The following is a 20,138-nucleotide window of genomic DNA, read 5'->3' as shown; positions in this document are numbered from 1 at the left end:
CCCTTTCCTGCAATCATGTATATACATAATAATTGCGTTGGCAAGAGGGCGGATTCGATTTCCGATCGACGCCCGCAAGCCGCATGATAATACGCTCGAAAGGGAGATGCAGGGTGGAGACGATTTTCGCACGCAACGCCTGGGTCGACGGCGACTGGGCCTCGAACGTTCGGCTGACGCTGGACGGCATGCTCCTGCGCTCGGTCGAGCACGACGCCGCGCCGCAGGCCGGCGACGAGCGGCACGACCTCGTCGTGCCCGGCATGCCGAACCTGCACAGCCATGCCTTCCAGCGCGCCATGGCCGGCCTGACGGAAGTGCGCGGCCCGGCCGACGACAGCTTCTGGTCGTGGCGCACGCTGATGTACAAGTTCGCGCTGTCGATGACGCCAGACGAGGTCGAGGCGGTGGCGGCGCAGCTCTACATGGAGATGCTGGAGGCCGGCTTCTCGCGCGTCGGCGAGTTCCACTACCTGCATCACGACCGCGACGGCGGGCATTATTCCGATATCGCCGAGATAGGCGCGCGCATCGCCGCAGCAGCCGCGCAGACAGGTATTTCGCTGACGCTGCTGCCGGTCTTCTATGCCCATGCCGGTTTCGGCGGTGCCGCTCCCGCCGACGGCCAGCGCCGCTTCATCAATTCGCTCGACAGTTTTTCCAAGCTGATGGAGCGCAGCCGTGAAATCGCTGCCGGCCTGCCGGGCACGGTCGTCGGCGTCGCCCCGCACAGCCTGCGCGCCGTCACGCCGGAGGAACTCATCGCCGCAGCGGAACTTGCCGGCGATGGGCCGGTGCACATCCATGTCGCCGAGCAGGTCAAGGAAGTCGAGGACTGCGTCGCTTGGTCCGGCGCGCGGCCGGTGGAATGGCTGCTCGGCCATGCGCCGGTCGACCGCCGCTGGTGCGCGATCCACGCCACACACATGACTGCGGACGAGACGGTGAGGCTGGCGCGTTCCGGCGCGGTGGCGGGCCTTTGCCCCATCACCGAGGCCAATCTCGGCGACGGCATCTTTCCGCTGCCCGGTTTCACCGCTGCCGGCGGACGCTTCGGCGTCGGATCGGATTCCAACGTGCTGATCTCGGTCGTCGAGGAACTGCGGCTGCTGGAATATTCGCAGCGTCTCGGCAACCGCGCCCGCAACGTCGCCGCCGAGCCCGGCCAGTCCACCGGTGCGGCGCTGTTTTCCGGCGCGCTCGCCGGCGGTTCGCAGGCGCTGGGCTGCGCGGCGAAGCTGGAGCCCGGCCTGCCCGCCGACCTCGTCTCGCTCGACACGGCCGCCGTGCCGTATCTCGACGCCGCGCAATGCCTCGACGCCTGGATCTTCGCCGGCGCGCTTGGGCCGAAGACGGTGTGGGCGCGCGGGCGGCGCGTGGTGGAGGACGGCCGCCACATCGACCGCGAGGCGATCTCGGCGCGCTTCACCGCCGCCATGCGGGCGCTGACCTCCACATGAGCGACGAGACGACACCGCCGCCGGACGCGGTCACTGGCACGGGCGCGGACAGGACGCTGCACCAGCGCATCCTGTCCGACATCGAGACGCGCATCGTCTCGGGAGAATGGCCGCCCGGCCACCGCCTGCCCTTCGAGGTCGACCTTGCGCGCCGGTACGGCTGCGCGCGCATGACGGTGAACAAGGTGATGACGCAGCTCGCCAAGGCGGGGCTGGTGGAGCGGCGGCGCAAGTCCGGCACCTTCGTGGCGCAGCCGCGCGCGCAGGCAGCGATCCTGGAGATCCACGACATCTCGCGCGAGGTCGAGCAGACCGGCCTGCCCTATTCCTACACCATCGTCGCGCACGCCCAGCACCGCGCCACCGCCGCCGAGCGCGCCCGGCTCGACCTCGACGGCTCGGCCCGGGTGCTCGCCGTCACCGCCCTGCACCGCGCCGGCCCCGCCCCCTTCTGCCTGGAGGAGCGGCTGATCAACCTTTCCGCCGTGCCGGAAGCGGCGGACGCCGACTTCTCGGCCACCGCGCCCGGCCGCTGGCTGGTGGAGCGCGTGCCGTGGAGCGCGGCCGAGCACCGCATCCACGCAGCATCCGCCGACGCCTCAACCGCCGCGCGGCTCGCCGTGCAGCCCGGCACAGCCTGCCTGGTGGTGGAGCGCCGCACCTGGCACAATGGCGGGCCGATCACCCACGCCACCTTCACCTATCCGGGCGAGCGCCACTCGCTGGTCGCCTCCTTCACGCCGGCCGGCGGCGGCTGAGCCGCCCGCGCCGCCTCCTCCCGCTCCCATTCGTCGAGCAGCCGCCCGACCGCCTGGCGGAACGTCTCCATGATCTCCAGGTCGAGCGGCACGCAGGGCGGGTACATGGCGAACGGCAGGTCGAAGCGGCCGGTGTCGCGCACGCCAACGCAGGCTCCCCGCCGGCGGCAGGCATGCTCGCGGCAGGAGGCGCAAGACCCCGAGACGGTGGCGAGCCGCTGGACGATCTTGAGCATGACGGCGTGGACGTGGAAGTGATGCTCGAGGTCGGCGCGGTAATGCGCGTAGCGCTCGTCGCTCTCGTCCGACCGCTGCCGCTCCAGCCACAGCGTCAGGTGCGGCACGTCCGGGTCCGCCTCATAGAGATAGGTGTCGAAGGCGACCACGCCGGCGCGGTCCGGCGGCGGCGGGTCGGGATCGAGCGGGCGCGGCCACATGCGCTCGAGCGGCACGCCGGGCAGCGGCGTGAAGTCGATGACGACCGGCTCCAGCCCCGGCGGATAGGGATTGCCGGCCTGCGACAGAAGGGGTTTTGCGGCGGGTCTTGGCTTGGGGCGCATGGCAAATCTCCGCTGGGCGCGCGGGCGCATCACCGCGCCGCGAAGCCGGTTGAAAGGCAAGTCCGGGAAGACGGCGGCCTTCGGAGCGCTGCCGAATTCTATAAAACTGCGATCCGAAGACCGCCGCCCGGCGATTTCTGTCCGCGTCCGTTCCGCTTCGCCACGGCACACGATGACGGCATTGGCGCCACCACCGGCCGAAGCTTGCAGCGCTCGTCCAGCGCGCGGGGGCCGTATTACCCCCAGGGGAACCCTCGGACGCGACCTCCCCGGCCCCACGGCTTCGTCGGCCATGGAACGGAGGCGCCGATCCCTCCCCGCTTGCGAACGACTCCGGAAAACGTTCCCGGCAGGAGAGACGGTGAGGATTATGCGGGAGGTGGAGAGGAGGGGGATAAGTTTTTTGCGAGAGGCGTGGCAGCAATCACTTGCCGTACAAAAAAATAATAATTTCAGTATCTTACTGAAATTTGAAGCTATTTGATAGGGTCATATCTGGGCGTATCCAGAAAGCAATTTGGATTTGCGAAGAATAGACCCGCTATTCGATCGAGAAGTTTGCGATCTATTTTCGGACTCGGGGCGGCTCTCCGAACAATGGGGAGCCAAAGCGAATTCGATCTCCCGCGTCCAGTGATATGTTCATCGCGAGAACCCAAATATGCAGCGGCTAATCCAATGCCAGAATCGGTCGAGATTGCTGCTTCGAGCCTTCCAAAGGATCGTCGCATCAGGTCTATAGGCAACCAGTCGACGGGTTTCGAGGGGAGTATTTCTGCTCTACCCTCGTGGTCCAAAACCCGCGCAATGCCAATTTCTCGCCAAGCCTCCTTCGGACTTTCGTCCGATGTTATCAAATGAATCAAAGCCACATATGGAAAATTTAATTCTTTTAGCGCGTGTACCTGAGAACCACCAAAATCGTTTGGTGATTTACCTTGACGAGAAAAGCGACCTCGAAGCACCTTGATCTCTATTGCCATTACACGATCTAGGATCAGATTCTTACCCTCGTACGGAATCACCAAAAGATCTATATCACCCGGCCTTCTGGCCCCTGGCACAATGCTTGATGTCGGAATTATTGGCCGTAAAAAGACACCGCTATCCGGCGGCATCCTGTCGAAGTAGTTGGGTTGCAGACCCCAATAAACTCTGCCGAACAACGGCCTGTTGGTAATTAGCGAAATCGTTAGCGCGACTTCGTGCCTCTTCGTGAGCATCGTGCTTGGCAAAAAGTAAGCAATTTTACCTTCGCCCAGCCGCCGAGGACCTACCCGATAACGTATCCGATATTCGGACTCTGGCACGGCTGTCATGAATTTAGTGCTCTTAACGCCTCGTATGCAATTTCTCAGAGAGTTAAGGCCGACATGCTACCCCAAAATGCACGCAGCCATATCGATTTCAGATCGTACGAAGACCCTTTCGGCATCTGCAATCAATAGACGAAACGCCCGAATCATACTATGTTCCTGTTCTGTTCGATAGGAGGCCGTGATGGCTAAGAACACAGGTGACGACTATCGCCGTGGCGCTGTAACTGGAAGGACGCAGTTCCAGCACGAAAACGGCGATTGGCAGAAGCGCGACGAGCGCACCGGGCACTTCATGGAGCGCAAGTCTACAGAAGGTCCGTTCAAGGGCGTAGCAAAAGAGCCTGACGGACGGGATACGAAGAACTCGTAGCGCTCACCCGTGGCTCGTCTCTAAGCCCCCTCTCCGTCGCGCTTCGCGCGACACCTCTCCCCCGCTTCGCGGGGGCGAGGAACTGGCGCTAGTTGTCGCCCATTTTTAAGGCCTCGATGAACGCCGCCTGGGGAATATCCACCTTGCCGAACTGGCGCATGCGCTTCTTGCCCTCTTTCTGCTTGTCGAGCAGCTTGCGCTTGCGGGAGACGTCGCCGCCGTAGCATTTGGCGGTGACGTCCTTGCGCAGCGCCGAGATCGTCTCGCGGGCGATGATGCGGCCGCCGATCGCGGCCTGGATCGGTATCTTGAACATGTGCTGCGGGATCAGCTCCTTCAGCTTCTCCACCATGGCGCGGCCGCGCTTTTCCGCCGCCGTGCGGTGGACCAGCATGGACAGCGCGTCGACCGGCTCGTCGTTGACCAGGATCGACATCTTGACGAGGTCGCCCTCGCGGTAGTCGGTCAGGTGGTAGTCGAAGGAGGCGTAGCCCTTGGAGATCGATTTCAGGCGGTCGTAGAAATCGAAGACGACTTCGTTCAGCGGCAGGTCGTATTGCAGCATGGCGCGCTTGCCGACGTAGGAGAGGTCGACCTGGATGCCGCGCCGGTCCTGGCACAGTTTCAGGATGCCGCCGAGATAATCGTCGGGCGTCAGGATGGTGGCGCGTATCCACGGCTCCTCGATCGAGGCGATCTTGACCACGTCGGGCATGTCGGCCGGGTTGTGCAGTTCCTTCGTCGTGCCGTCGTTGAGGTTCATGCGGTAGACGACGGAGGGCGCGGTGGCGATCAGGTCGAGGTCGAACTCGCGCTCCAGCCGCTCCTGGATGATCTCCAGGTGCAGCAGGCCGAGGAAGCCGCAGCGGAAACCGAAGCCTAGCGCGGCCGAGGTTTCCATCTCGTAGGAGAAACTGGCGTCGTTGAGGCGCAGCTTGCCGACGGCGGCGCGCAAATCCTCGAAGTCGGCGGCGTCGACCGGGAACAGGCCGCAGAAGACAACTGGCTGCGCCGGCTTGAAGCCCGGCAGGGCCTTCGCGGTCGGGCGTCGGTCCTCGGTGATGGTGTCGCCGACGCGGGTGTCGGCCACTTCCTTGATCGAGGCGGTGATGAAGCCGAACTCGCCGGGGCCGATCTCGTCGGCCTGCACCATCTTGGGCGTGAAGAAGCCGGTGCGCTCGACCGGGTATTTGGCGCCGGTGCCCATCATGCGGATGGTCTGGCCCTTTTTCAGCACGCCGTCGATGACGCGTACCAGCACGATGACGCCGAGATAGGCGTCGTACCAGGAATCGACCAACATGGCCTTCAGCGGGGCGGAGGCGTCGCCCTCGCGCGGCGGCGGCAGCTGGTGGACGATGGCCTCCAGCACGGCGTCGATGTTGAGGCCGGTCTTGGCCGAGATTTCCACGGCGTTGGATGCGTCGAGGCCGATGACCTCCTCGACCTGCTCCTTGATGCGCTCGGGCTCGGCCGCCGGCAGGTCGATCTTGTTCAGCACCACGACGATCTCGTGGTTGTTGTCGATGGCCTGGTAGACGTTGGCCAGCGTCTGCGCCTCGACGCCTTGGCTGGCGTCGACCACCAGCAGCGAGCCTTCGCAGGCGGCGAGGCTGCGCGACACCTCGTAGGCGAAGTCGACGTGGCCGGGCGTGTCGATGAGGTTCAGGACATAATTCTCGCCGTCCCTGGCGCGGTAGTTCAGGCGCACGGTCTGCGCCTTGATGGTGATGCCGCGCTCGCGCTCGATGTCCATGTTGTCGAGCACCTGCTCCTTGCCGGCCATCTCGCGCGCGTCGAGGCCGCCGGTGAGCTGGATCAGCCGGTCGGCGAGCGTCGACTTGCCATGGTCGATATGGGCGACGATGGAGAAGTTGCGGATGTGGGAAAGCGGCGTTGTCATGGGCGCGGCCTTTAGCAGGCAAGCCGTTGAGCGGCAAGCGGCAGCGAACGCGCCGGCGCATCCCTACCAGCGCAGAAGGCGCCGGCCGAGCGCCGCGCCCAGCAAGGCGAGGGCGGCGATGGCGATGCCGTACCAGGTCGCGACGAAGAAGGGCGAGTCGTCGGTGCAGTGGGCGGCGTAGAACAGCGCGCCGATGCCGCCGGCCAGAAGCCCGGCGACGGCGCCGGCCAGAGCGGGACTCGTCGGCGCGCCGCGGCGCGCCGCCGCCAGGAACAGCGCCAGCGGGCCGGCGCCGATCAGCGGGATGGAGGCGAGGCAGACCAGGTTGTTGGTGCCGATCCAGCGCGCCGCCCAGTACGCCCGGGGAATGGCAGCGAATTCGCCGAGCACGGCGACGGCAATGATCGCCGGGGCGAGCAGCAGCAGCGGCATGGCGCGGTTCCTGGCGCCCGGCCGCAGCAAAGCCGGCAGGCAGGCGAAGGCGGTGGCGGCGAGCACGCCTGTGACGACGAACTTGAGCAGGAAGCGCGGCGTGGCGGCGGCGGCCATGAAATCGGGGCGCGGGCCGAGCACGGCGAAGAAGACGACGGCGGCGGCCAGCAAAGCCGGCAGCAGCGCGCCGGCCAGCGTCGCCGCGAGCGACGGCCCGGCGGCGCGCGCGTCCCGCGCCAGGGCCTTGATGAGGTCGTCGGTTTCCATCTCAGGACTTCCCGAAGCGGGCGGCGATGGCCGCCAGCCCGCGATGGAAGGCGACGCGCACGGCGCCCTCGCTCATGTCGAGCGCGCGGGCGGTGTCGGCGATCGAGCAGCCCTCGACCGAGATCGAGGAGACGACCGCCTTCTGCGCCGGCGTCAGCGCCTCGATCGCCCGGCCGATGTCGCGGCTGCTGGCGCTTTCCGTCTCCGGCTCGGCCAGCGTCTCGGAGAATGCCTCTATGTCGACCTCCTTCACCCGCCCCGAGCGCCGGAATGCGTCGATCATCTTGAAGCGCGCGATGGCGAATACCCACGGCAGCACGGGCGCGTCCTGCCGCCAGGTGTGGCGCTTCAGGTGGATCGCCAGCAGCGTTTCCTGCACGATGTCCTCGGCATCGGCGCCGCCCAGCGCCATGCGGCGGCGCGCGAAGGCGCGCACGCGCGCGGCGACGTTTTCCAGAAACGCCGCATAGGCCCGCTCGTCGCCGGCGATCGATGCCCTCAGCAAATCCGCAAGCTCCTCTTCGCCGGCGCTGCGCACGCAGTCGTCTCCCTGTGCTTCGGCGGTTGCCGCCCGTTGTTACGGCCTCGGCGGAAATTATCCAAGCAACGGCGCGATCACGCATCCGTGTAGCACGGCTACGGTAACATCCGCCGCCCGCCGCCGAAATCCCCGCCATGAGCAAGGCGATCTTGCCATCGCCCGGAGCGGGCGCCCCGACGACACAGGAGACCACGATGACCCTTTCCGCCCGGATCACGTCCGCCGCCTTCGCGCTCGCCCTCGCCTCGGCCGCGCTGGGACTTGCGAGCAACGCCTATGCCGATGACGCGATGAAGCCCGCCGCGATGAGTTCCGACGAGATGACGGCCGACTGCAAGGCGAAGGCCGGCATGGAGAGCGACAGCATGAAGAAGGACGAGGCGATGAAAGCCTGCGACGACATGGCTATGAAAGACGGGGCGATGAAAGATGGCGCCATGAAGTCCGACACCGACTCGATGAAGAGCGGCTCGATGAAAACCGATACGATGAAGCCGGCGTCCTCGAACTGAGCCGGAGCGGTCCGGGGCCGGTCGCGGGCCGATCCCGCCTCCGGTTGGTGGGCCGCCGCAACGCACGAAATCGTGACGCGTCCGTCAGCGCCGATGCGTCGTATAATCCTTCAAGATCAGCCGCAAAGAGAGCGGAGCCAGCCATGTCGATATCCGGAATTTCCCCGTCCCGCTGCATCCTTGCCGCAGCCGCCGTCGTCGCCGCCTTCGCGGTGTGGCAGGCACCTGCCCTTTCCAGCGAGGAAGCGGTGAGGATCCCGCCGCCGGCGCAGGACGAGAAGGCCGCCGCCGGCACCGAAAAGGCCGTTTTCGCCGGCGGCTGCTTCTGGGGCGTGCAGGGCGTGTTCCAGCACGTCAAGGGCGTCAAGGACGCCGTCTCCGGCTATGCCGGCGGCGCGAAGAAGGACGCCGAGTACGAGACGGTCGGCACCGGCGCCACCGGGCATGCCGAATCCGTCGAGATCACCTACGATTCGGCTGAAGTGACCTACGGCCAGTTGCTGCAGGTCTATTTCTCGGTGGCGCACAACCCGACCGAGCTCAATTTCCAGGGGCCGGACCACGGCCCGCAATACCGCTCGACCATCTTCGCGGCGAACGCCGAGCAGAAGGCCATCGCCGAGAGCTACATCGCCCAGCTCGGCAAGGCCAAGCTGTTTTCCGGTCCGATCGTGACGACGATCGAGACCGGCAAGACGTTCTATCCGGCCGAGGATTACCACCAGGACTTCCTGACGCGGAACCCGACCTATCCTTACATCGTCTACAACGACCTGCCGAAGATCGAGAACCTGAAGGCGCTGTTCCCGACGCTCTACAGCGACAAGCCCGTTCTGGTGATGGCCGACGCCAAGGGGTGAGGAGCGGCTCGCAAAGCGACCGAAAAGCCCCCGAATGGGCTTTTCGAGCGACGAACGATGAAAGACCGGTTTGCCCTCGGGCGGATCAAACGTCCGGTGGACGTTTTGAAGGTCTTGAATGCCCGAAGGGCTGGGAGCCATAGTGGAAGGCGGGGCGGCTGAGTGGCACCGGCGTCTCCCTCTCCCTTGAGGGGAGGGTGGCAGGCCGCAGGCCAGTCGGGAGGGGTCACCTCAACCACTCCGACGCGAAGAAGCCCTCGCCCTACGGCCGACGACCCCTCCCGGCTCGCTACGCGAGCCACCCTCCCCTCAAGGGGGAGGAAGACGCCGCGGCTTCATTTGCAGATAGTCGACGACGGCGAAGCTGCCGGACGGGGCCGAGCCCCGGCGTTCCAATTTGACATGTTGCCCACATCAAGCCCGGCGGATAATGAGCGACGGAGAGACGGAAGGCACGGGAACCGCGATCAGCAATGACAAGGTCTTTCGATTATCGGCCTGATATCGATGGCCTTAGGGCAGTCGCGGTCCTTTCGGTAATCGCGTTTCACTACTGGCGGACCGTTCTGCCTGGCGGCTTTGCCGGTGTCGATATTTTCTTCGTCATTTCCGGATATCTGATCACCAGGCAGTTGGTAACCGACAATGAATCGACGGGATTCGCCTCGAATATCGTGAACTTCTACGGCCGACGTATCCGCCGTATCTTTCCAGCCTTGATCCTGGTTTTGACCGCCACCTTGATTGCGGGATGGTTCTTTCTGGTTCCGAGCGACTATATCTCGCTCTCAGCCAGTGCGAGATATTCTGCCGTTGGCGCAGGAAATTTATATTTCTATTGGAACACTGGTTATTTTGACCGGGCCGCAGAGTTGCTTCCGCTGCTCCACACATGGAGTTTAGGTGTAGAAGAACAATACTATCTTTTTTGGCCAGCTCTCTTGTTCGCTTTGCTTCACCTCACCGGGCGGCGGATGCATATCGTGGCCTCTTTCTTGGCCTTCGCCGTCGTCGCCGGTCTTGCCTTGACGGCGCACATGGCGACCCGCGATCCGAAAGCCGCCTTCTTCCTGCCTCATGCCCGGGCTTGGGAGCTTGCGGTTGGCGCTCTGGTCGCACTCCTCCCACCGATCTCCAACCACACAGCGTCAGAGGCGTTTGGCATCATTGGGATGATTCTGATCGCCGCCACTCTTTTCCTCCTTCCCGGCAACGACGCAGCAACCGGACTGTCGTTGGCGCCTTCCGTTATCGGGGCAGCGCTGCTGGTCTGGCCGCGGGCGACGTCGCGTACGGGTGCGTTCTTGGCGCTACCGCCACTCCGCCGTATCGGGCTGATTTCCTACAGCCTCTATTTGTGGCATTGGCCCATCCTGGTCTTTTATCGATTGGCAAACGCCGAAGAATTTCCAGCGTTTAACACGGCCATGGCCCTGATCGGCCTGACATTCGCTTTGTCTATCTTGAGCTACCGGTTCGTCGAGCAGCCGATGCGGCGCTTGTCTGTCCGTCGCACAGCGACGCTTTCGATAGCGGCCGCTCTGGCGACAGTCGGTGTAGCTTTTGTCATCAAGCAGGCTGCCGGGTTTCCGTTCCGCCTCCCGCCGACCGCCGCAGTGTTGGCGAACGGTGCAACCGACTACAGCCAACATCGTCCAAACTGCCATCGAACCGACAAGTTCAATCCTCCGCTGAGCGAGAGTTGCAAATACGGAGATCAATCCGCCACGCCATCGGTAGCGGCATGGGGAGATAGTCATGCTGTAGAAATAGCGGATGCTCTCGGTGAGATAGCCGCGCGCCGCGGTCTTGCCCTTACCAACATGACGTACACGTCTTGCCCGCCAGCACAGTCCTTCCACTCGCCGTTGCAGGTAGGCTGCGAGGCGTTCAACAGGAAAGCCCTCGACTATCTGGTTTCAAACACGTCCGTGACAACAGTTATCATGGCCGCGAACTACGATCTCTATTCCGAAAACCGTGATCAATTCTGGTCCGGCTTTGAGCAAAGTGTGGCCAAACTATCGGAGGCTGGAAAACGCGTTTTCATATTGGGGCCACACCCTCAAGTCGATTTCTCATTGCCTCAGAACGCCGCACGGATCGCGATGACAAACTCCGATCCGAGAATAGATATCCCTTTGAACCGGTTTATTCATCAATATGCCGAGGTGAATGAGATCCTTGATCGCTGGCGCAGCCGGTATCCCGGCGTCACCATTTTCGATCCCTCTCAAATTCTATGCGACACAGTCAAATGCAGTCTGATAATCGACGGTCACGCCGTTCTCGCTGACACAGATCACTTCTCCATGTTTGCGGCAAGGCGCGTGGCCAAGCTGTTGGCCAAACAGCTATGGCCATTGGACAATGAGGCGATTGCCGGCCAGCCTTAACCGCCCCGGTTGTGCAGTTCCTGAATGTAGTGGTGCGTCATCGAGCCGATCTCAAGGCGTCCCAAAAAGCACCCGCCTGCGCCAGCGGAAGGCATGCCGATCATGTTGCTGGCCATTGATCATGCCTTCCTCGGGAGCGTGATAGAGGTCTCCCACAACACACCCAGCTGGCGCAAATTCCATATGCGACAGCTCCTGCCTCAGGCCTTGTCCAGCCAGCCGCCGGTGAAGCCGGCGCGTTTCAGGCCGGTGACGATCGGGCGGCAGGAGCGCATGAGCCGCCACAGGAAATCCGAGCGGTGGTTCTCGATCATCAGCGGGATCGGCCCCTGGTTGATGCCGACATGGTCGGGCGCCACCCAGCCGGGCTCGCCGTCGGCAGCGAAGGTGGGATTGTAGCTGGCGGTGAAGCCGTAGGGATTGCCGTTCTTCAGGCCGATGGCATGGAAATGCCTGAGCGCCGGCATGACGATTTCCGGAGCGAAGGGCAGCGAGGCCGCCGCCGCCCACGGCGACAGCGTGCCGTCGTCCGGGCCGTGCGGCGCGCCGCGCGAGCCGTAGCTGAAGAACCGGCGCTCGACGCCGTCGACCGTCCGGCGCGCCGGGCCTGGGCCGTCGCTGGCGGTGACGCCCCAAGCATTCTCATGATAGCCGCGCAGGTGGCGCGGGTTGCGGATGGCATACTGGCGGTGCACGTAAGTGGCGCGGCGGCTGTTCTCGAAATAGTCGCTGGCGTGCTCGCGCATGAAGGCGTCGCGGATGCCGCGGAAATCGATCCACACATGCGACATCTGGTGGATGAACAGCGGTCCGGCATAGGCCATGCCGTGCCCGTAGACGTTCATCCAGCGATAGCCGGCGAGCCAGCCTTCGTAGCTTTGCGGCGGCAGCGGAAAGGTCGGCGAGCCGAGACCGAGGACATAGAGGATCAGCGCCTCGTCGTAGCCCTCCCAGCGGTAGCGCAGGAAGCCGCGCTCGGGCCGCCAGCCGTGGGTGACGGTGGTGCCGCCGTTCTGCGCCCATTGCCAGTCGACGCGGCGATGGAGCGCGTCCGACAGGGCGCGGATCTCGGCCTCGGCCCCGTCGTCGGCGCGGAAATATTCCCCCGCCACCAGAACGCCGGCGATCAGCAGCGCCGTGTCGACGGTGGACAGCTCGCATTTCCACACGCGCCGGCCGTGCTCCATGTCGAGGAAATGATAGTAGAATCCGCGATGGCCGGTGGCGTGCGGCTCGGGGCCGTGCGGTGCGTTCAGGAAAAAGCGCAGCGTGGCAAGCGTGCGCTGCACCGCCGCCTGCCGGCTCATCAGGCCGCGCTCGACGCCGAGCGGATAGGCCGACAGCGCCAGCCCCGTCGCGGCGATGCTGGCGGGCGCACCCGGCCGCGTGCGGTCGGCGACGAGGCCGTTTGCCGGATTGGCCTCCTTCAGGAAATAGTCGAAGGCAAGCCGCAGGATATCATCCAGCAGCGCGTCATCGGCCGAAGTATGGGCGAAGGCATCCATGCCTGCCGGTATAGCCGCTTCGCCGCGCCGGCACAGTCAAACGTCGGTGAATTCCACCGCTACTGCAGGCTTTTCGTCTCGCCCGACACCGGATCGAACTTGATCTCCACCTTGGCGTTGTCGGTGGTGTAGTAGGTCACCTCATAGCCGCCGTCGTCCCAGTCGACCTCGCCGATGTAGCGGAAGTCCGGCCGCTGCTCGACCTTGGCGATGATCTCGGAAAGCTTCTTGCTGTTCTGCGGCGGTTCGCGCATGGCCTGTTGGGCTGCGGCGGTGCCGGCCAGCGTCAGGGACAGGGCGGCGGCGGCGATCATCGGCTTCAGCATGTTTTCCCTCGTCGGTTTGGCGGTGCCTTGCAGTCTACTCGGGCTCGTAGCGCGTGCCAGCCCACCCATGTCGCGGCGTATGGCGCGCTCCTCCTCGTCGTCGGGCAACGCCTCGTCGCTTTCCTGATCGGGATTGTCGTCGTCCTCCTCGGGCAATTCCTCGTCCTGCGCGGTATCGGGGCGGCCCTCCGCGTCTTCCGGCACGCCGCCGGGCGCTATCGGCGCCCCTTCCAGCGCGTCCCAATCCTGCTCGGCCGGTTCCGGCGCCTCGGCGTCGACGCCGGCCGGGATATCGGGGCGGGAAGGCCTGTCGAACCGGCTTCGGTCGACCGGTGCCCTGCGCGGTCCTTCTTCGTCGGGTCTCATCTCACGCTCCTGTGGCATCGACAGGCTCAACTCGCGCGCCGGCCTGTTCGTTCCCTCGCTCGACCGCCGTTGGGAACCATTCGCGCCGGCGAGGCTTTGCTCGAGGTGCAAACAAAACGGAGGCGGATCATGAAACCGCTCCTCATCGCCTGGATGGGCGCGGCCCTGCTGGCGCTGTCGCTGCCCGCCACCGCGCAGACCGGCGCCCCGCAGCCCGACGGGCAGCAGCCCTGCCAGGCCGAGCCCGAGCAGAAACAGGACCAGCAGCAGAAGACGAACGGCGAGGAGCAGCAAAGCGCCGGCAAGGACAGCCTGACCGGGAAGCTCGCGCCCTGCGGCGGCGTGCTCCAGCCGCCGCCAACCGGCGACAGCGAAGCGACCAAGCCGGCGCCGGACGAAGGCAACACGCCGATCATCAAACCGGGCGAAGTGCCGCCGCAGCCACCGAAGCAGGATTGAACGGGCGGGCGGTACTGCAGCGGGACACCCGTAGATGGAATTTCCCCGAAGTCCGGTGGCGTCGCATCCACCCCCACCCCTGTCCCCTCCCCGCAAGGGGGAGGGGGACGCTTGCGCCGCCGTTTCGGCAAATCGCCGGCGTCGATGCGCCGCGCGAAATCTCCCTCCCCTTGCGGGGAGGGGACAGGGGTGGGGGTCTGCGCCATAGGCGATAGGGTACCCGGCGGCGGGAGATGTCAGCAGGCGCCTTGAAATCCAGTTGCGCGATCCGACATTCGGGGCCACAAGCGCGAATCCATTTTTCACGAAGTCCTTTTAGCCATGCAGCCCATCATCTCCATCGCCGGCGTGTCGAAAACCTATGCCACCGGTTTCACCGCGCTGAAGGACATCAACCTGGAGATCAGGCGCGGCGAGATCTTCGCCCTGCTCGGCCCCAACGGCGCCGGCAAGACGACGCTGATCTCCATCGTCTGCGGCATCGTCAACCGCTCGTCCGGCACGGTGACGGTGGACGGCCACGACATCGGCAGCGACTACCGCGCCGCGCGCAGCCTGATCGGGCTGGTGCCGCAGGAGCTGACGGTGGAGACCTTCGAGACGGTGAAAAACGTGCTCGCCTTCAGCCGCGGCCTGTTCGGCAAGAAATCCGACCCGGCGCTGGTCGAGAAGGTGCTGAAGGACCTGTCGCTGTGGGACAAGCGCGACTCCAAGATCATCACGCTGTCGGGCGGCATGAAACGGCGCGTCATGATTGGCAAGGCGCTCGCCCACGAGCCGCAGATCCTGTTCCTCGACGAGCCGACGGCAGGCGTCGACGTCGAGTTGCGCAAGGACATGTGGGCGCTGGTGCGCGGCCTTCGCGATGCCGGCGTTACCATCATCCTGACCACGCACTACATCGAGGAAGCCGAGGAGATGGCCGACCGCGTCGGCGTCATCAACAAGGGTGAGATCGTGCTGGTGGAGGAAAAGACCGAGCTGATGCGCAAGCTCGGCCGCAAGCAGCTCATCGTGCAGCTGCGCGAGCCGCTCAAGGCTGTGCCGGAGGCGCTGGGCGCCTACCGGCTGGAGCTTTCGGGCGACGGCAATGCGCTCACCTACACCTACGACAACCAGGCCGAGCGGCCGGGCGTCGCCTCGCTGCTGCGCGACCTGGAAAGCGCCGGCGTCGCCTTCCGGGACATCGACACCGAGGCGAGCTCGCTGGAAGAGATCTTCGTCAACCTGGTGAGGAAGACGCCATGAATTTTCGCGCCGTATGGGCGATCTACAGGGTGGAGATGGCGCGCACGCTGCGCACGCTCCTGCAAAGCGTGATCTCGCCGGTCATCTCGACCTCGCTCTACTTCGTCGTCTTCGGCGCGGCCATCGGCTCGCGCATCTCGGAGATCAACGGCATCAGCTACGGCGCCTTCATCGTGCCGGGGCTGATCATGCTCTCGCTGCTCACCCAGTCGATCTCCAACGCCTCCTTCGGGATCTATTTCCCGAAGTTCATCGGCACCATCTTCGAAATCCTGTCGGCGCCCGTCTCCTATCTGGAGGTGGTGCTGGCCTATGTCGGCGCGGCGACGACGAAATCCGTGGCGATCGGGCTCATCATCCTGGCCACCGCCGCCCTGTTCGTCGACCTCCACATCGAGCACCCGTTCTGGATGGTCGCCTTCCTCATCCTGACGGCGGTGACGTTCTCGCTGTTCGGCTTCATCATCGGCATCTGGGCGGCGAATTTCGAACAGCTGCAATTGGTGCCGCTGCTGATCGTCACGCCGCTGACCTTCCTCGGCGGCTCGTTCTATTCCATCGACATGCTGCCAGGCATCTGGCGCACCATCACGCTGTTCAACCCGGTGGTCTATCTGGTGAGCGGCTTCCGCTGGGCCTTCTTCGGCCATGGCGACGTGTCGGTGACGATCAGCCTTGCCATGACGCTGGTGTTTCTGGCCGCCTGCATCGCCGTCATCGCCTGGATCTTCCGCACGGGATACCGGCTCAGGACCTGAGCTCGCTGGGCATTACCCCTGCCCTCAAAGCGAGCTACGTATACGGCGTTCCCCCTCTCCGTCTTGCTTCGCAAGCCACCTCTCCCCCCATTCCGGGTGGAGAGGATAGGCGCCGCGAAGCGGCGACGGAGAGGGGGTCAGCGCTCTATGCGGATAGCCCCATTCTCAAGAACCGCAGTTCTCAGACCGCCTTGACCAGCCTGAGCAACGCCAGCATGCCGAAGGCGCTGCCCTTCGGGAAGGCGATGTAGACGGGCTCTTCCTCACCATGGAAGCGGCGCTTGAAGGCCGCCTGCCCCTTGAGGTTGAAGCGCGTTCGGTTGACGAAGCCGGAGCGGAAGGCGCGATCGAAGGCGGAACGCCACAACGCGCTTTCGGCAAAGCCGCTGGGGCCGATGTCTGCCAGAGGCGACAGGCCGAGCGTGACGGTCGGCACACCCTCGGCGCGAAAACGGTCGACGGAAAACTTGGTCAGGCCGACCTCGGCATGCGGCGTGGCATCGGCGACCTTGCGCTTGAAGGCGGTGGTGTAGCCGACGACCTCGCCGTCGCGGAACATCGGGTCGTAGTCGAGCAGCGCCACCAGCCTGCGGTCGCCGTCGAGCAGCACGAAGCGGCGCATCAGCGGCCCCGGCGTGACGAGGAACGGCCGGTTGAGGAAGGCCATCTCGCGGCGGCTGACGATGCGGCCCGAGCGCCATTCGGCCGACAGCGCCTCGACGTCGGCGGGCGAAACCAGCGTTCCGTCGTCCTCGGCCAGTGTAAAACCCTTCTTGTCCAGCCAGCGCTCGGAATAGCGCACGGTCTCGTTGCGCTTGCCGGAAAAATCGGACGCCGGCAGCGGCAGCGCCGTGTCGAAGCCCATGCGGTTCACGAGATAGCCGAGGCCGGCCAACGTCTCGGCCGTGCGCGCGCCGACCTGCACGAACCACGGGGTGCCGGCGGCCTCGACGAAGCGGGCGAGCAGGCCGGCGCGCTGGGCCGGATCGGCAACGGGATCGGCAAGGACGAAATGCCGGCCCATCTTCGTCTGGAAGGCGATGTAGCCGTCCTCGTCGCCGAAATAGGACAGGCCGGCCTGCGTGGCGGTCGAATAGGCGAGCGAGAAATCGCCATGCCGGGCCAGAAGGTCCAGCCGCCGGCGCTCGCTCAACCCGATCGTCGGCACCGGCGGGGCGCGGCTGTCCAGCCAATCGTCCACGCGTGTGCGAAGCGAAGCCATCATCCACTCTTCGACTGCATGCAAGCGGCAGAAAGTCTCAAGATACCGGAATCAGCGCCATGCACATTGCTCTGCGGCAAGTCTTGGCATATTCGCTCGCCCTGATGAAGAGCCAAGATAAACCGGCAAACGAGACGCAGGAGATTTCGCGCCGATGACAGCAGCCGAACCGGTGATCGTGATCGGCGCCGGCGCATCGGGGCTGGCGGCGGCCGATGCGCTGTCGCGGCGCGGCCTGCCGGTCGTCGTCCTCGAAAAGGAAGCGCATGTGGCCGGCCCGTGGCGGCATCGCCACCAGCGGCTGTCCCTCAACACCCATCGCGCCTTTTCCAGCCTGCCGGGCCTTCCCTATCCACCGGGAACCCCGGCCTTCCCGTCGCGCGAGCAGGTGATCGCCTATCTGGAGCGCTATGTGGGCGAACGCGGGCTGACGGTCGAATTCGGCTTCGAGGTCGCCGGGATCGAGCGCGACGGCACGGGCTGGACCCTTCGTTCGACCGACCGCAGGCAGCGCCATGCCGGGCATGCCGTCTTCGCCACCGGCCACGACAAGGTGCCGTGGACGCCCGACTGGCCGGGCGCGGCCGGCTTTTCCGGCCGCATCGTCCACGCCGCCGATTTCGGCCGCCGCGAGGACTATGCCGGCAGGCGCGTGCTGGTCGTCGGCGCCGGCAATTCCGGCTTCGACGTGCTCAATCATCTGAGTGGGAGGCACCTCAGCGACGGTACGGCTGAGAAGATATGGTTGTCGGTGCGGCAGGGGCCGTCGCTCCTGCCCAAGCGCATCGGCCACGTCGCCGTGCATCGCTTCGCCGGTTTCATGGATATCCTGCCGACGGCGGTCACCGACCTGGCCATCGCCGCCACGCAGCGCGCGGTGCTGGGCGACCTTCGCCGCTTCGGCGTGCCGAAGGCGCCGCGCGGCGGCGCGACGCGGCTGCGCGACGAACAGATCGCCATTCCCGTCGACGACGGCGCCGTCGCCGCCATGCGGGCCGGCAAGATCGGCATCGTGGCGCCGCTGGCCCGCTTCGACGGCGACCGGGCGATACTGGCCGACGGCGGCGCGCTCGACGCCGACGTGGTGATCGCCGCCACCGGCTACCGCACCGGGCTGGAAACGCTGCTCGGCGGGCTTGGCGTGCTCGACGAGGCGACCGGCCGACCGCTGGCCAGCGGCGGCCAGCCGACGGGCCAGAAAGGGCTCTGGTTCACCGGCATGAAGCCGACCATCATGGGTCATTTCCACAGCGCGACGGTCGAGGGCCGGGCGCTCGCCGCGGCGATCGCGGCGGAAAACAAAGGGGTTGGGGGAACCTGAATGAGTTTCTGGGGGCTGGTGCAAATCGGCGTCTCGACCGCGATCTTCCTGCTCGCGGCGACGGCGGCCAAGCAATGGGGGCTGGCGCCGAGCCTCGGCAAGCTTATCTGGACGCTGGCGCTCTACACGCTCGGCAACCTGGTGATGCTCAGGCTGATCCGCGAGTTCGGCATGTCGATCTCGCTCAGCCTGTCGGCGGTGATCCAGCTCGTCGCCGTCAATGTCATCGCGCTGGCCTTCTACGCTGAAAAACTCAACACCCTGCAAGGGGCAGGTGTGGCATTGGCCGTCGTCTCGGTGGCGCTGATCACGCTCGGGCCCTATCTGCAAGGCCGATGACGCAGGGCACGCACGAGACGGAAGCTGAGAAGGCCCGCGCCTCGGGCCGCTGGATCGAATTCGACATCCTGCTCGCCGGGCTGACGATCGCACTGGCGCTATGGGGCTTCGTCGAACTGGTGGAAGTGGCGCGCGATACCGCTCCGCACGCCTTCGACACGCAGATCCTGCTCGCCTTCCGCGAAGCCGGGCATCCCGACAATCCCATCGGGTCGGCGCGGCTGGAGGGAGCCGTGCGCGACATCACAGCGCTCGGCAGCACCAGCGTGCTGGTTCTGGTCACGGCTGCGGCGGTGGTCTACCTGCTCCTGGCCGGACGGCGCGCCACGGCGCTGTTCGTGTTCGCGGCGGTGGCCGGCGGCCAGGTGCTGGCCAGCCTCGCCAAGCTCGAGGTCGACCGGCCGCGGCCGGAACTGGTGTCGCATCTCGTCACCGAGACCTCGCTGTCCTTCCCCAGCGGCCACGCCATGCTGTCAGCCGTCACCTATCTCACCCTGGGAACGCTGGCGGCGCGTTTCGTGCGCGGCCGGGCGACCAAAATCTACCTCCTGTCGCTGGCGGTGCTGGTGACGCTGATGGTCGGCATCAGCCGCGTCTACCTCGGCGTGCACTGGCCGTCCGACGTGCTGGCGGGCTGGTGCGCCGGCTTCGCATGGGCCATGCTGTGCTGGCTGGCGGCGCGGCTGCTGCAGCGGCGCAGGACGGTGGACGAGGGCGAATGATCCGGTATCGTTTATCTGTATTCATGTTTGACACATCATTATGACAGTATTATACATGCATCTTGCAGACTCAGACGGGAGTTCTGACCGGTGATCACGGCAGCGCAGATGCGCGCCGCCAGGGCGCTGGCCGGCATCGACCAGAAGACGCTCGCCGAGCGCGCCGGCGTCTCCCTGCCGACCATCCAGCGCATGGAGGCGAGCGACGGCGTCGTGCGCGGCGTGGTCGACACGCTGATGAAGGTCATCCAGGCGCTCGACGAGGCCGGGGTGGAGCTGATCGGCGAGAACCAGGCCAGCGAGCGCGGCGGACGGGGCGTACGCCTCAAGGCCGGCACCTAGGCAGGATTCCCGTTCGCAAGTCGGCAGACGCAGCGATTCCCGGAAAAGCGGCCCCGGTTTTCCGTCCGGAATTGCGGCAACCAGATTAAGTCGCGACGGCGACCGCCGACCTCCAGCCTGCCATGGCCAGCCGACGATCCCGCCGCTTTGGA

Annotated in this window: 20 protein-coding genes; 13 read left to right on the top strand and 7 right to left on the bottom strand. The window is 65.4% G+C overall.

Annotated features, from left to right (window positions below; all coding sequences use genetic code 11):
• The first annotated feature begins 113 nt into the window (after positions 1-113).
• Together E6C48_RS05725 and hutC are read left to right on the top strand one after the other, a co-directional pair.
• Positions 114-1,460: a formimidoylglutamate deiminase gene (locus tag E6C48_RS05725; RefSeq protein ID WP_269142498.1), complete on the top strand. Its 1,347-nt coding sequence runs from the start codon at positions 114-116 to the stop codon at positions 1,458-1,460.
• Positions 1,457-2,218, top strand: a complete 762-nt coding sequence (hutC, locus tag E6C48_RS05720) for a histidine utilization repressor (protein WP_136354918.1) — start codon at positions 1,457-1,459, stop codon at positions 2,216-2,218. The genes E6C48_RS05725 and hutC overlap by 4 nt, the downstream gene beginning before the upstream one ends.
• Here the strand turns inward: hutC and E6C48_RS05715 are convergent.
• On the bottom strand, positions 2,161-2,778 hold the full coding sequence (locus E6C48_RS05715; RefSeq protein ID WP_136354916.1) for a hypothetical protein: 618 nt from the start codon (positions 2,776-2,778) through the stop codon (positions 2,161-2,163). The genes hutC and E6C48_RS05715 overlap by 58 nt on opposite strands.
• Positions 2,779-4,278: 1,500 nt before the next feature.
• Here E6C48_RS05715 and E6C48_RS05710 point away from each other — a divergent pair.
• Complete coding sequence (locus E6C48_RS05710) at positions 4,279-4,467, top strand: hypothetical protein (protein ID WP_136354914.1); 189 nt, start codon at positions 4,279-4,281, stop codon at positions 4,465-4,467.
• An 88-nt stretch (positions 4,468-4,555) separates the two neighbouring features.
• On the opposite strand, the gene lepA is transcribed toward E6C48_RS05710, so the two are convergent.
• The 3 genes from lepA to E6C48_RS05695 form a co-directional block, all read right to left on the bottom strand.
• Complete coding sequence (lepA, locus tag E6C48_RS05705; RefSeq protein WP_136354912.1) at positions 4,556-6,370, bottom strand: translation elongation factor 4; 1,815 nt, start codon at positions 6,368-6,370, stop codon at positions 4,556-4,558.
• A gap of 63 nt (positions 6,371-6,433) precedes the next feature.
• Positions 6,434-7,069 carry an NrsF family protein gene (locus E6C48_RS05700; RefSeq protein WP_136354909.1) on the bottom strand — a complete coding sequence of 212 codons (636 nt, stop codon included), beginning with the start codon at positions 7,067-7,069 and terminating at the stop codon, positions 6,434-6,436.
• A 1-nt stretch (position 7,070) separates the two neighbouring features.
• The gene (locus tag E6C48_RS05695; protein WP_136354907.1) at positions 7,071-7,607 is read right to left on the bottom strand and encodes a sigma-70 family RNA polymerase sigma factor; all 537 of its coding nucleotides are present in this window, start codon (positions 7,605-7,607) and stop codon (positions 7,071-7,073) included.
• A 197-nt stretch (positions 7,608-7,804) separates the two neighbouring features.
• Between E6C48_RS05695 and E6C48_RS05690 the strand changes: the two genes are divergently transcribed.
• From E6C48_RS05690 to E6C48_RS05680, 3 genes are all read left to right on the top strand, one after another.
• Positions 7,805-8,122, top strand: coding sequence for a hypothetical protein (locus E6C48_RS05690; protein ID WP_136354905.1), 318 nt, complete (start codon positions 7,805-7,807; stop codon positions 8,120-8,122).
• Between the two features lie 143 nt (positions 8,123-8,265).
• The gene (msrA, locus tag E6C48_RS05685; RefSeq protein ID WP_136354903.1) at positions 8,266-8,982 is read left to right on the top strand and encodes a peptide-methionine (S)-S-oxide reductase MsrA; all 717 of its coding nucleotides are present in this window, start codon (positions 8,266-8,268) and stop codon (positions 8,980-8,982) included.
• A 473-nt stretch (positions 8,983-9,455) separates the two neighbouring features.
• Positions 9,456-11,378, top strand: coding sequence for an acyltransferase family protein (locus tag E6C48_RS05680; protein ID WP_136354901.1), 1,923 nt, complete (start codon positions 9,456-9,458; stop codon positions 11,376-11,378).
• A gap of 200 nt (positions 11,379-11,578) precedes the next feature.
• Here the strand turns inward: E6C48_RS05680 and E6C48_RS05675 are convergent, their stop codons facing one another.
• Both E6C48_RS05675 and E6C48_RS23105 read right to left on the bottom strand, forming a co-directional pair.
• Positions 11,579-12,883, bottom strand: a complete 1,305-nt coding sequence (locus tag E6C48_RS05675; protein WP_136354899.1) for a glucoamylase family protein — start codon at positions 12,881-12,883, stop codon at positions 11,579-11,581.
• A 59-nt stretch (positions 12,884-12,942) separates the two neighbouring features.
• On the bottom strand, positions 12,943-13,209 hold the full coding sequence (locus E6C48_RS23105) for a PepSY domain-containing protein (RefSeq protein ID WP_136355028.1): 267 nt from the start codon (positions 13,207-13,209) through the stop codon (positions 12,943-12,945).
• A 495-nt stretch (positions 13,210-13,704) separates the two neighbouring features.
• Here E6C48_RS23105 and E6C48_RS05660 point away from each other — a divergent pair, with 495 nt between their 5' ends.
• From E6C48_RS05660 to E6C48_RS05650, 3 genes are all read left to right on the top strand, one after another.
• Positions 13,705-14,034 carry a hypothetical protein gene (locus E6C48_RS05660; RefSeq protein ID WP_136354897.1) on the top strand — a complete coding sequence of 110 codons (330 nt, stop codon included), beginning with the start codon at positions 13,705-13,707 and terminating at the stop codon, positions 14,032-14,034.
• A gap of 321 nt (positions 14,035-14,355) precedes the next feature.
• Positions 14,356-15,282, top strand: coding sequence for an ABC transporter ATP-binding protein (locus E6C48_RS05655; RefSeq protein ID WP_136354895.1), 927 nt, complete (start codon positions 14,356-14,358; stop codon positions 15,280-15,282).
• Positions 15,279-16,040: an ABC transporter permease gene (locus tag E6C48_RS05650; RefSeq protein WP_136354893.1), complete on the top strand. Its 762-nt coding sequence runs from the start codon at positions 15,279-15,281 to the stop codon at positions 16,038-16,040. Before E6C48_RS05655 ends, E6C48_RS05650 begins: the two co-directional genes overlap by 4 nt.
• A gap of 181 nt (positions 16,041-16,221) precedes the next feature.
• Here the strand turns inward: E6C48_RS05650 and E6C48_RS05645 are convergent, their stop codons facing one another.
• Positions 16,222-17,262 (bottom strand): phosphatidylglycerol lysyltransferase domain-containing protein, encoded by a 1,041-nt coding sequence (locus E6C48_RS05645; RefSeq protein ID WP_136355026.1) that lies wholly within the window; start codon positions 17,260-17,262, stop codon positions 16,222-16,224.
• A gap of 154 nt (positions 17,263-17,416) precedes the next feature.
• Here E6C48_RS05645 and E6C48_RS05640 point away from each other — a divergent pair, with 154 nt between their 5' ends.
• The 4 genes from E6C48_RS05640 (at position 17,417) to E6C48_RS05625 (ending at position 19,986) form a co-directional block, all read left to right on the top strand.
• Positions 17,417-18,583 (top strand): flavin-containing monooxygenase, encoded by a 1,167-nt coding sequence (locus E6C48_RS05640; protein ID WP_136354891.1) that lies wholly within the window; start codon positions 17,417-17,419, stop codon positions 18,581-18,583.
• Positions 18,584-18,922, top strand: coding sequence for a hypothetical protein (locus tag E6C48_RS05635; RefSeq protein ID WP_136354889.1), 339 nt, complete (start codon positions 18,584-18,586; stop codon positions 18,920-18,922). It begins immediately after the preceding gene.
• On the top strand, positions 18,919-19,644 hold the full coding sequence (locus tag E6C48_RS05630; RefSeq protein ID WP_136354887.1) for a phosphatase PAP2 family protein: 726 nt from the start codon (positions 18,919-18,921) through the stop codon (positions 19,642-19,644). The genes E6C48_RS05635 and E6C48_RS05630 overlap by 4 nt, the downstream gene beginning before the upstream one ends.
• A gap of 90 nt (positions 19,645-19,734) precedes the next feature.
• On the top strand, positions 19,735-19,986 hold the full coding sequence (locus E6C48_RS05625; RefSeq protein WP_136354885.1) for a helix-turn-helix domain-containing protein: 252 nt from the start codon (positions 19,735-19,737) through the stop codon (positions 19,984-19,986).
• The last annotated feature ends 152 nt before the right edge of the window (positions 19,987-20,138 follow it).

The organism is Ollibium composti, assembly GCF_004801285.1.
GTDB classification, from domain to species: Bacteria; Pseudomonadota; Alphaproteobacteria; order Rhizobiales; family Rhizobiaceae; genus Mesorhizobium; species Mesorhizobium composti.
This window is presented reverse-complemented; position numbering and strand designations above follow the sequence as displayed.

What these genes read in the sequence shown, in the direction of transcription:
- lepA (WP_136354912.1), bottom strand. Translation starts at nt 6,370, where the DNA reads ATGACAACGCCGCTTTCCCACATCCGCAACTTCTCCATCGTCGCCCAT.
- E6C48_RS05680 (WP_136354901.1), top strand. Translation starts at nt 9,456, where the DNA reads ATGACAAGGTCTTTCGATTATCGGCCTGATATCGATGGCCTTAGGGCA.
- msrA (WP_136354903.1), top strand. Translation starts at nt 8,266, where the DNA reads ATGTCGATATCCGGAATTTCCCCGTCCCGCTGCATCCTTGCCGCAGCC.
- E6C48_RS05660 (WP_136354897.1), top strand. Translation starts at nt 13,705, where the DNA reads ATGAAACCGCTCCTCATCGCCTGGATGGGCGCGGCCCTGCTGGCGCTG.
- E6C48_RS05715 (WP_136354916.1), bottom strand. Translation starts at nt 2,778, where the DNA reads ATGCGCCCCAAGCCAAGACCCGCCGCAAAACCCCTTCTGTCGCAGGCC.
- E6C48_RS05630 (WP_136354887.1), top strand. Translation starts at nt 18,919, where the DNA reads ATGACGCAGGGCACGCACGAGACGGAAGCTGAGAAGGCCCGCGCCTCG.
- E6C48_RS05655 (WP_136354895.1), top strand. Translation starts at nt 14,356, where the DNA reads ATGCAGCCCATCATCTCCATCGCCGGCGTGTCGAAAACCTATGCCACC.
- E6C48_RS05640 (WP_136354891.1), top strand. Translation starts at nt 17,417, where the DNA reads ATGACAGCAGCCGAACCGGTGATCGTGATCGGCGCCGGCGCATCGGGG.
- hutC (WP_136354918.1), top strand. Translation starts at nt 1,457, where the DNA reads ATGAGCGACGAGACGACACCGCCGCCGGACGCGGTCACTGGCACGGGC.
- E6C48_RS05645 (WP_136355026.1), bottom strand. Translation starts at nt 17,262, where the DNA reads ATGGCTTCGCTTCGCACACGCGTGGACGATTGGCTGGACAGCCGCGCC.
- E6C48_RS05690 (WP_136354905.1), top strand. Translation starts at nt 7,805, where the DNA reads ATGACCCTTTCCGCCCGGATCACGTCCGCCGCCTTCGCGCTCGCCCTC.
- E6C48_RS05710 (WP_136354914.1), top strand. Translation starts at nt 4,279, where the DNA reads ATGGCTAAGAACACAGGTGACGACTATCGCCGTGGCGCTGTAACTGGA.
- E6C48_RS05650 (WP_136354893.1), top strand. Translation starts at nt 15,279, where the DNA reads ATGAATTTTCGCGCCGTATGGGCGATCTACAGGGTGGAGATGGCGCGC.
- E6C48_RS05635 (WP_136354889.1), top strand. Translation starts at nt 18,584, where the DNA reads ATGAGTTTCTGGGGGCTGGTGCAAATCGGCGTCTCGACCGCGATCTTC.
- E6C48_RS23105 (WP_136355028.1), bottom strand. Translation starts at nt 13,209, where the DNA reads ATGCTGAAGCCGATGATCGCCGCCGCCGCCCTGTCCCTGACGCTGGCC.
- E6C48_RS05700 (WP_136354909.1), bottom strand. Translation starts at nt 7,069, where the DNA reads ATGGAAACCGACGACCTCATCAAGGCCCTGGCGCGGGACGCGCGCGCC.
- E6C48_RS05675 (WP_136354899.1), bottom strand. Translation starts at nt 12,883, where the DNA reads ATGGATGCCTTCGCCCATACTTCGGCCGATGACGCGCTGCTGGATGAT.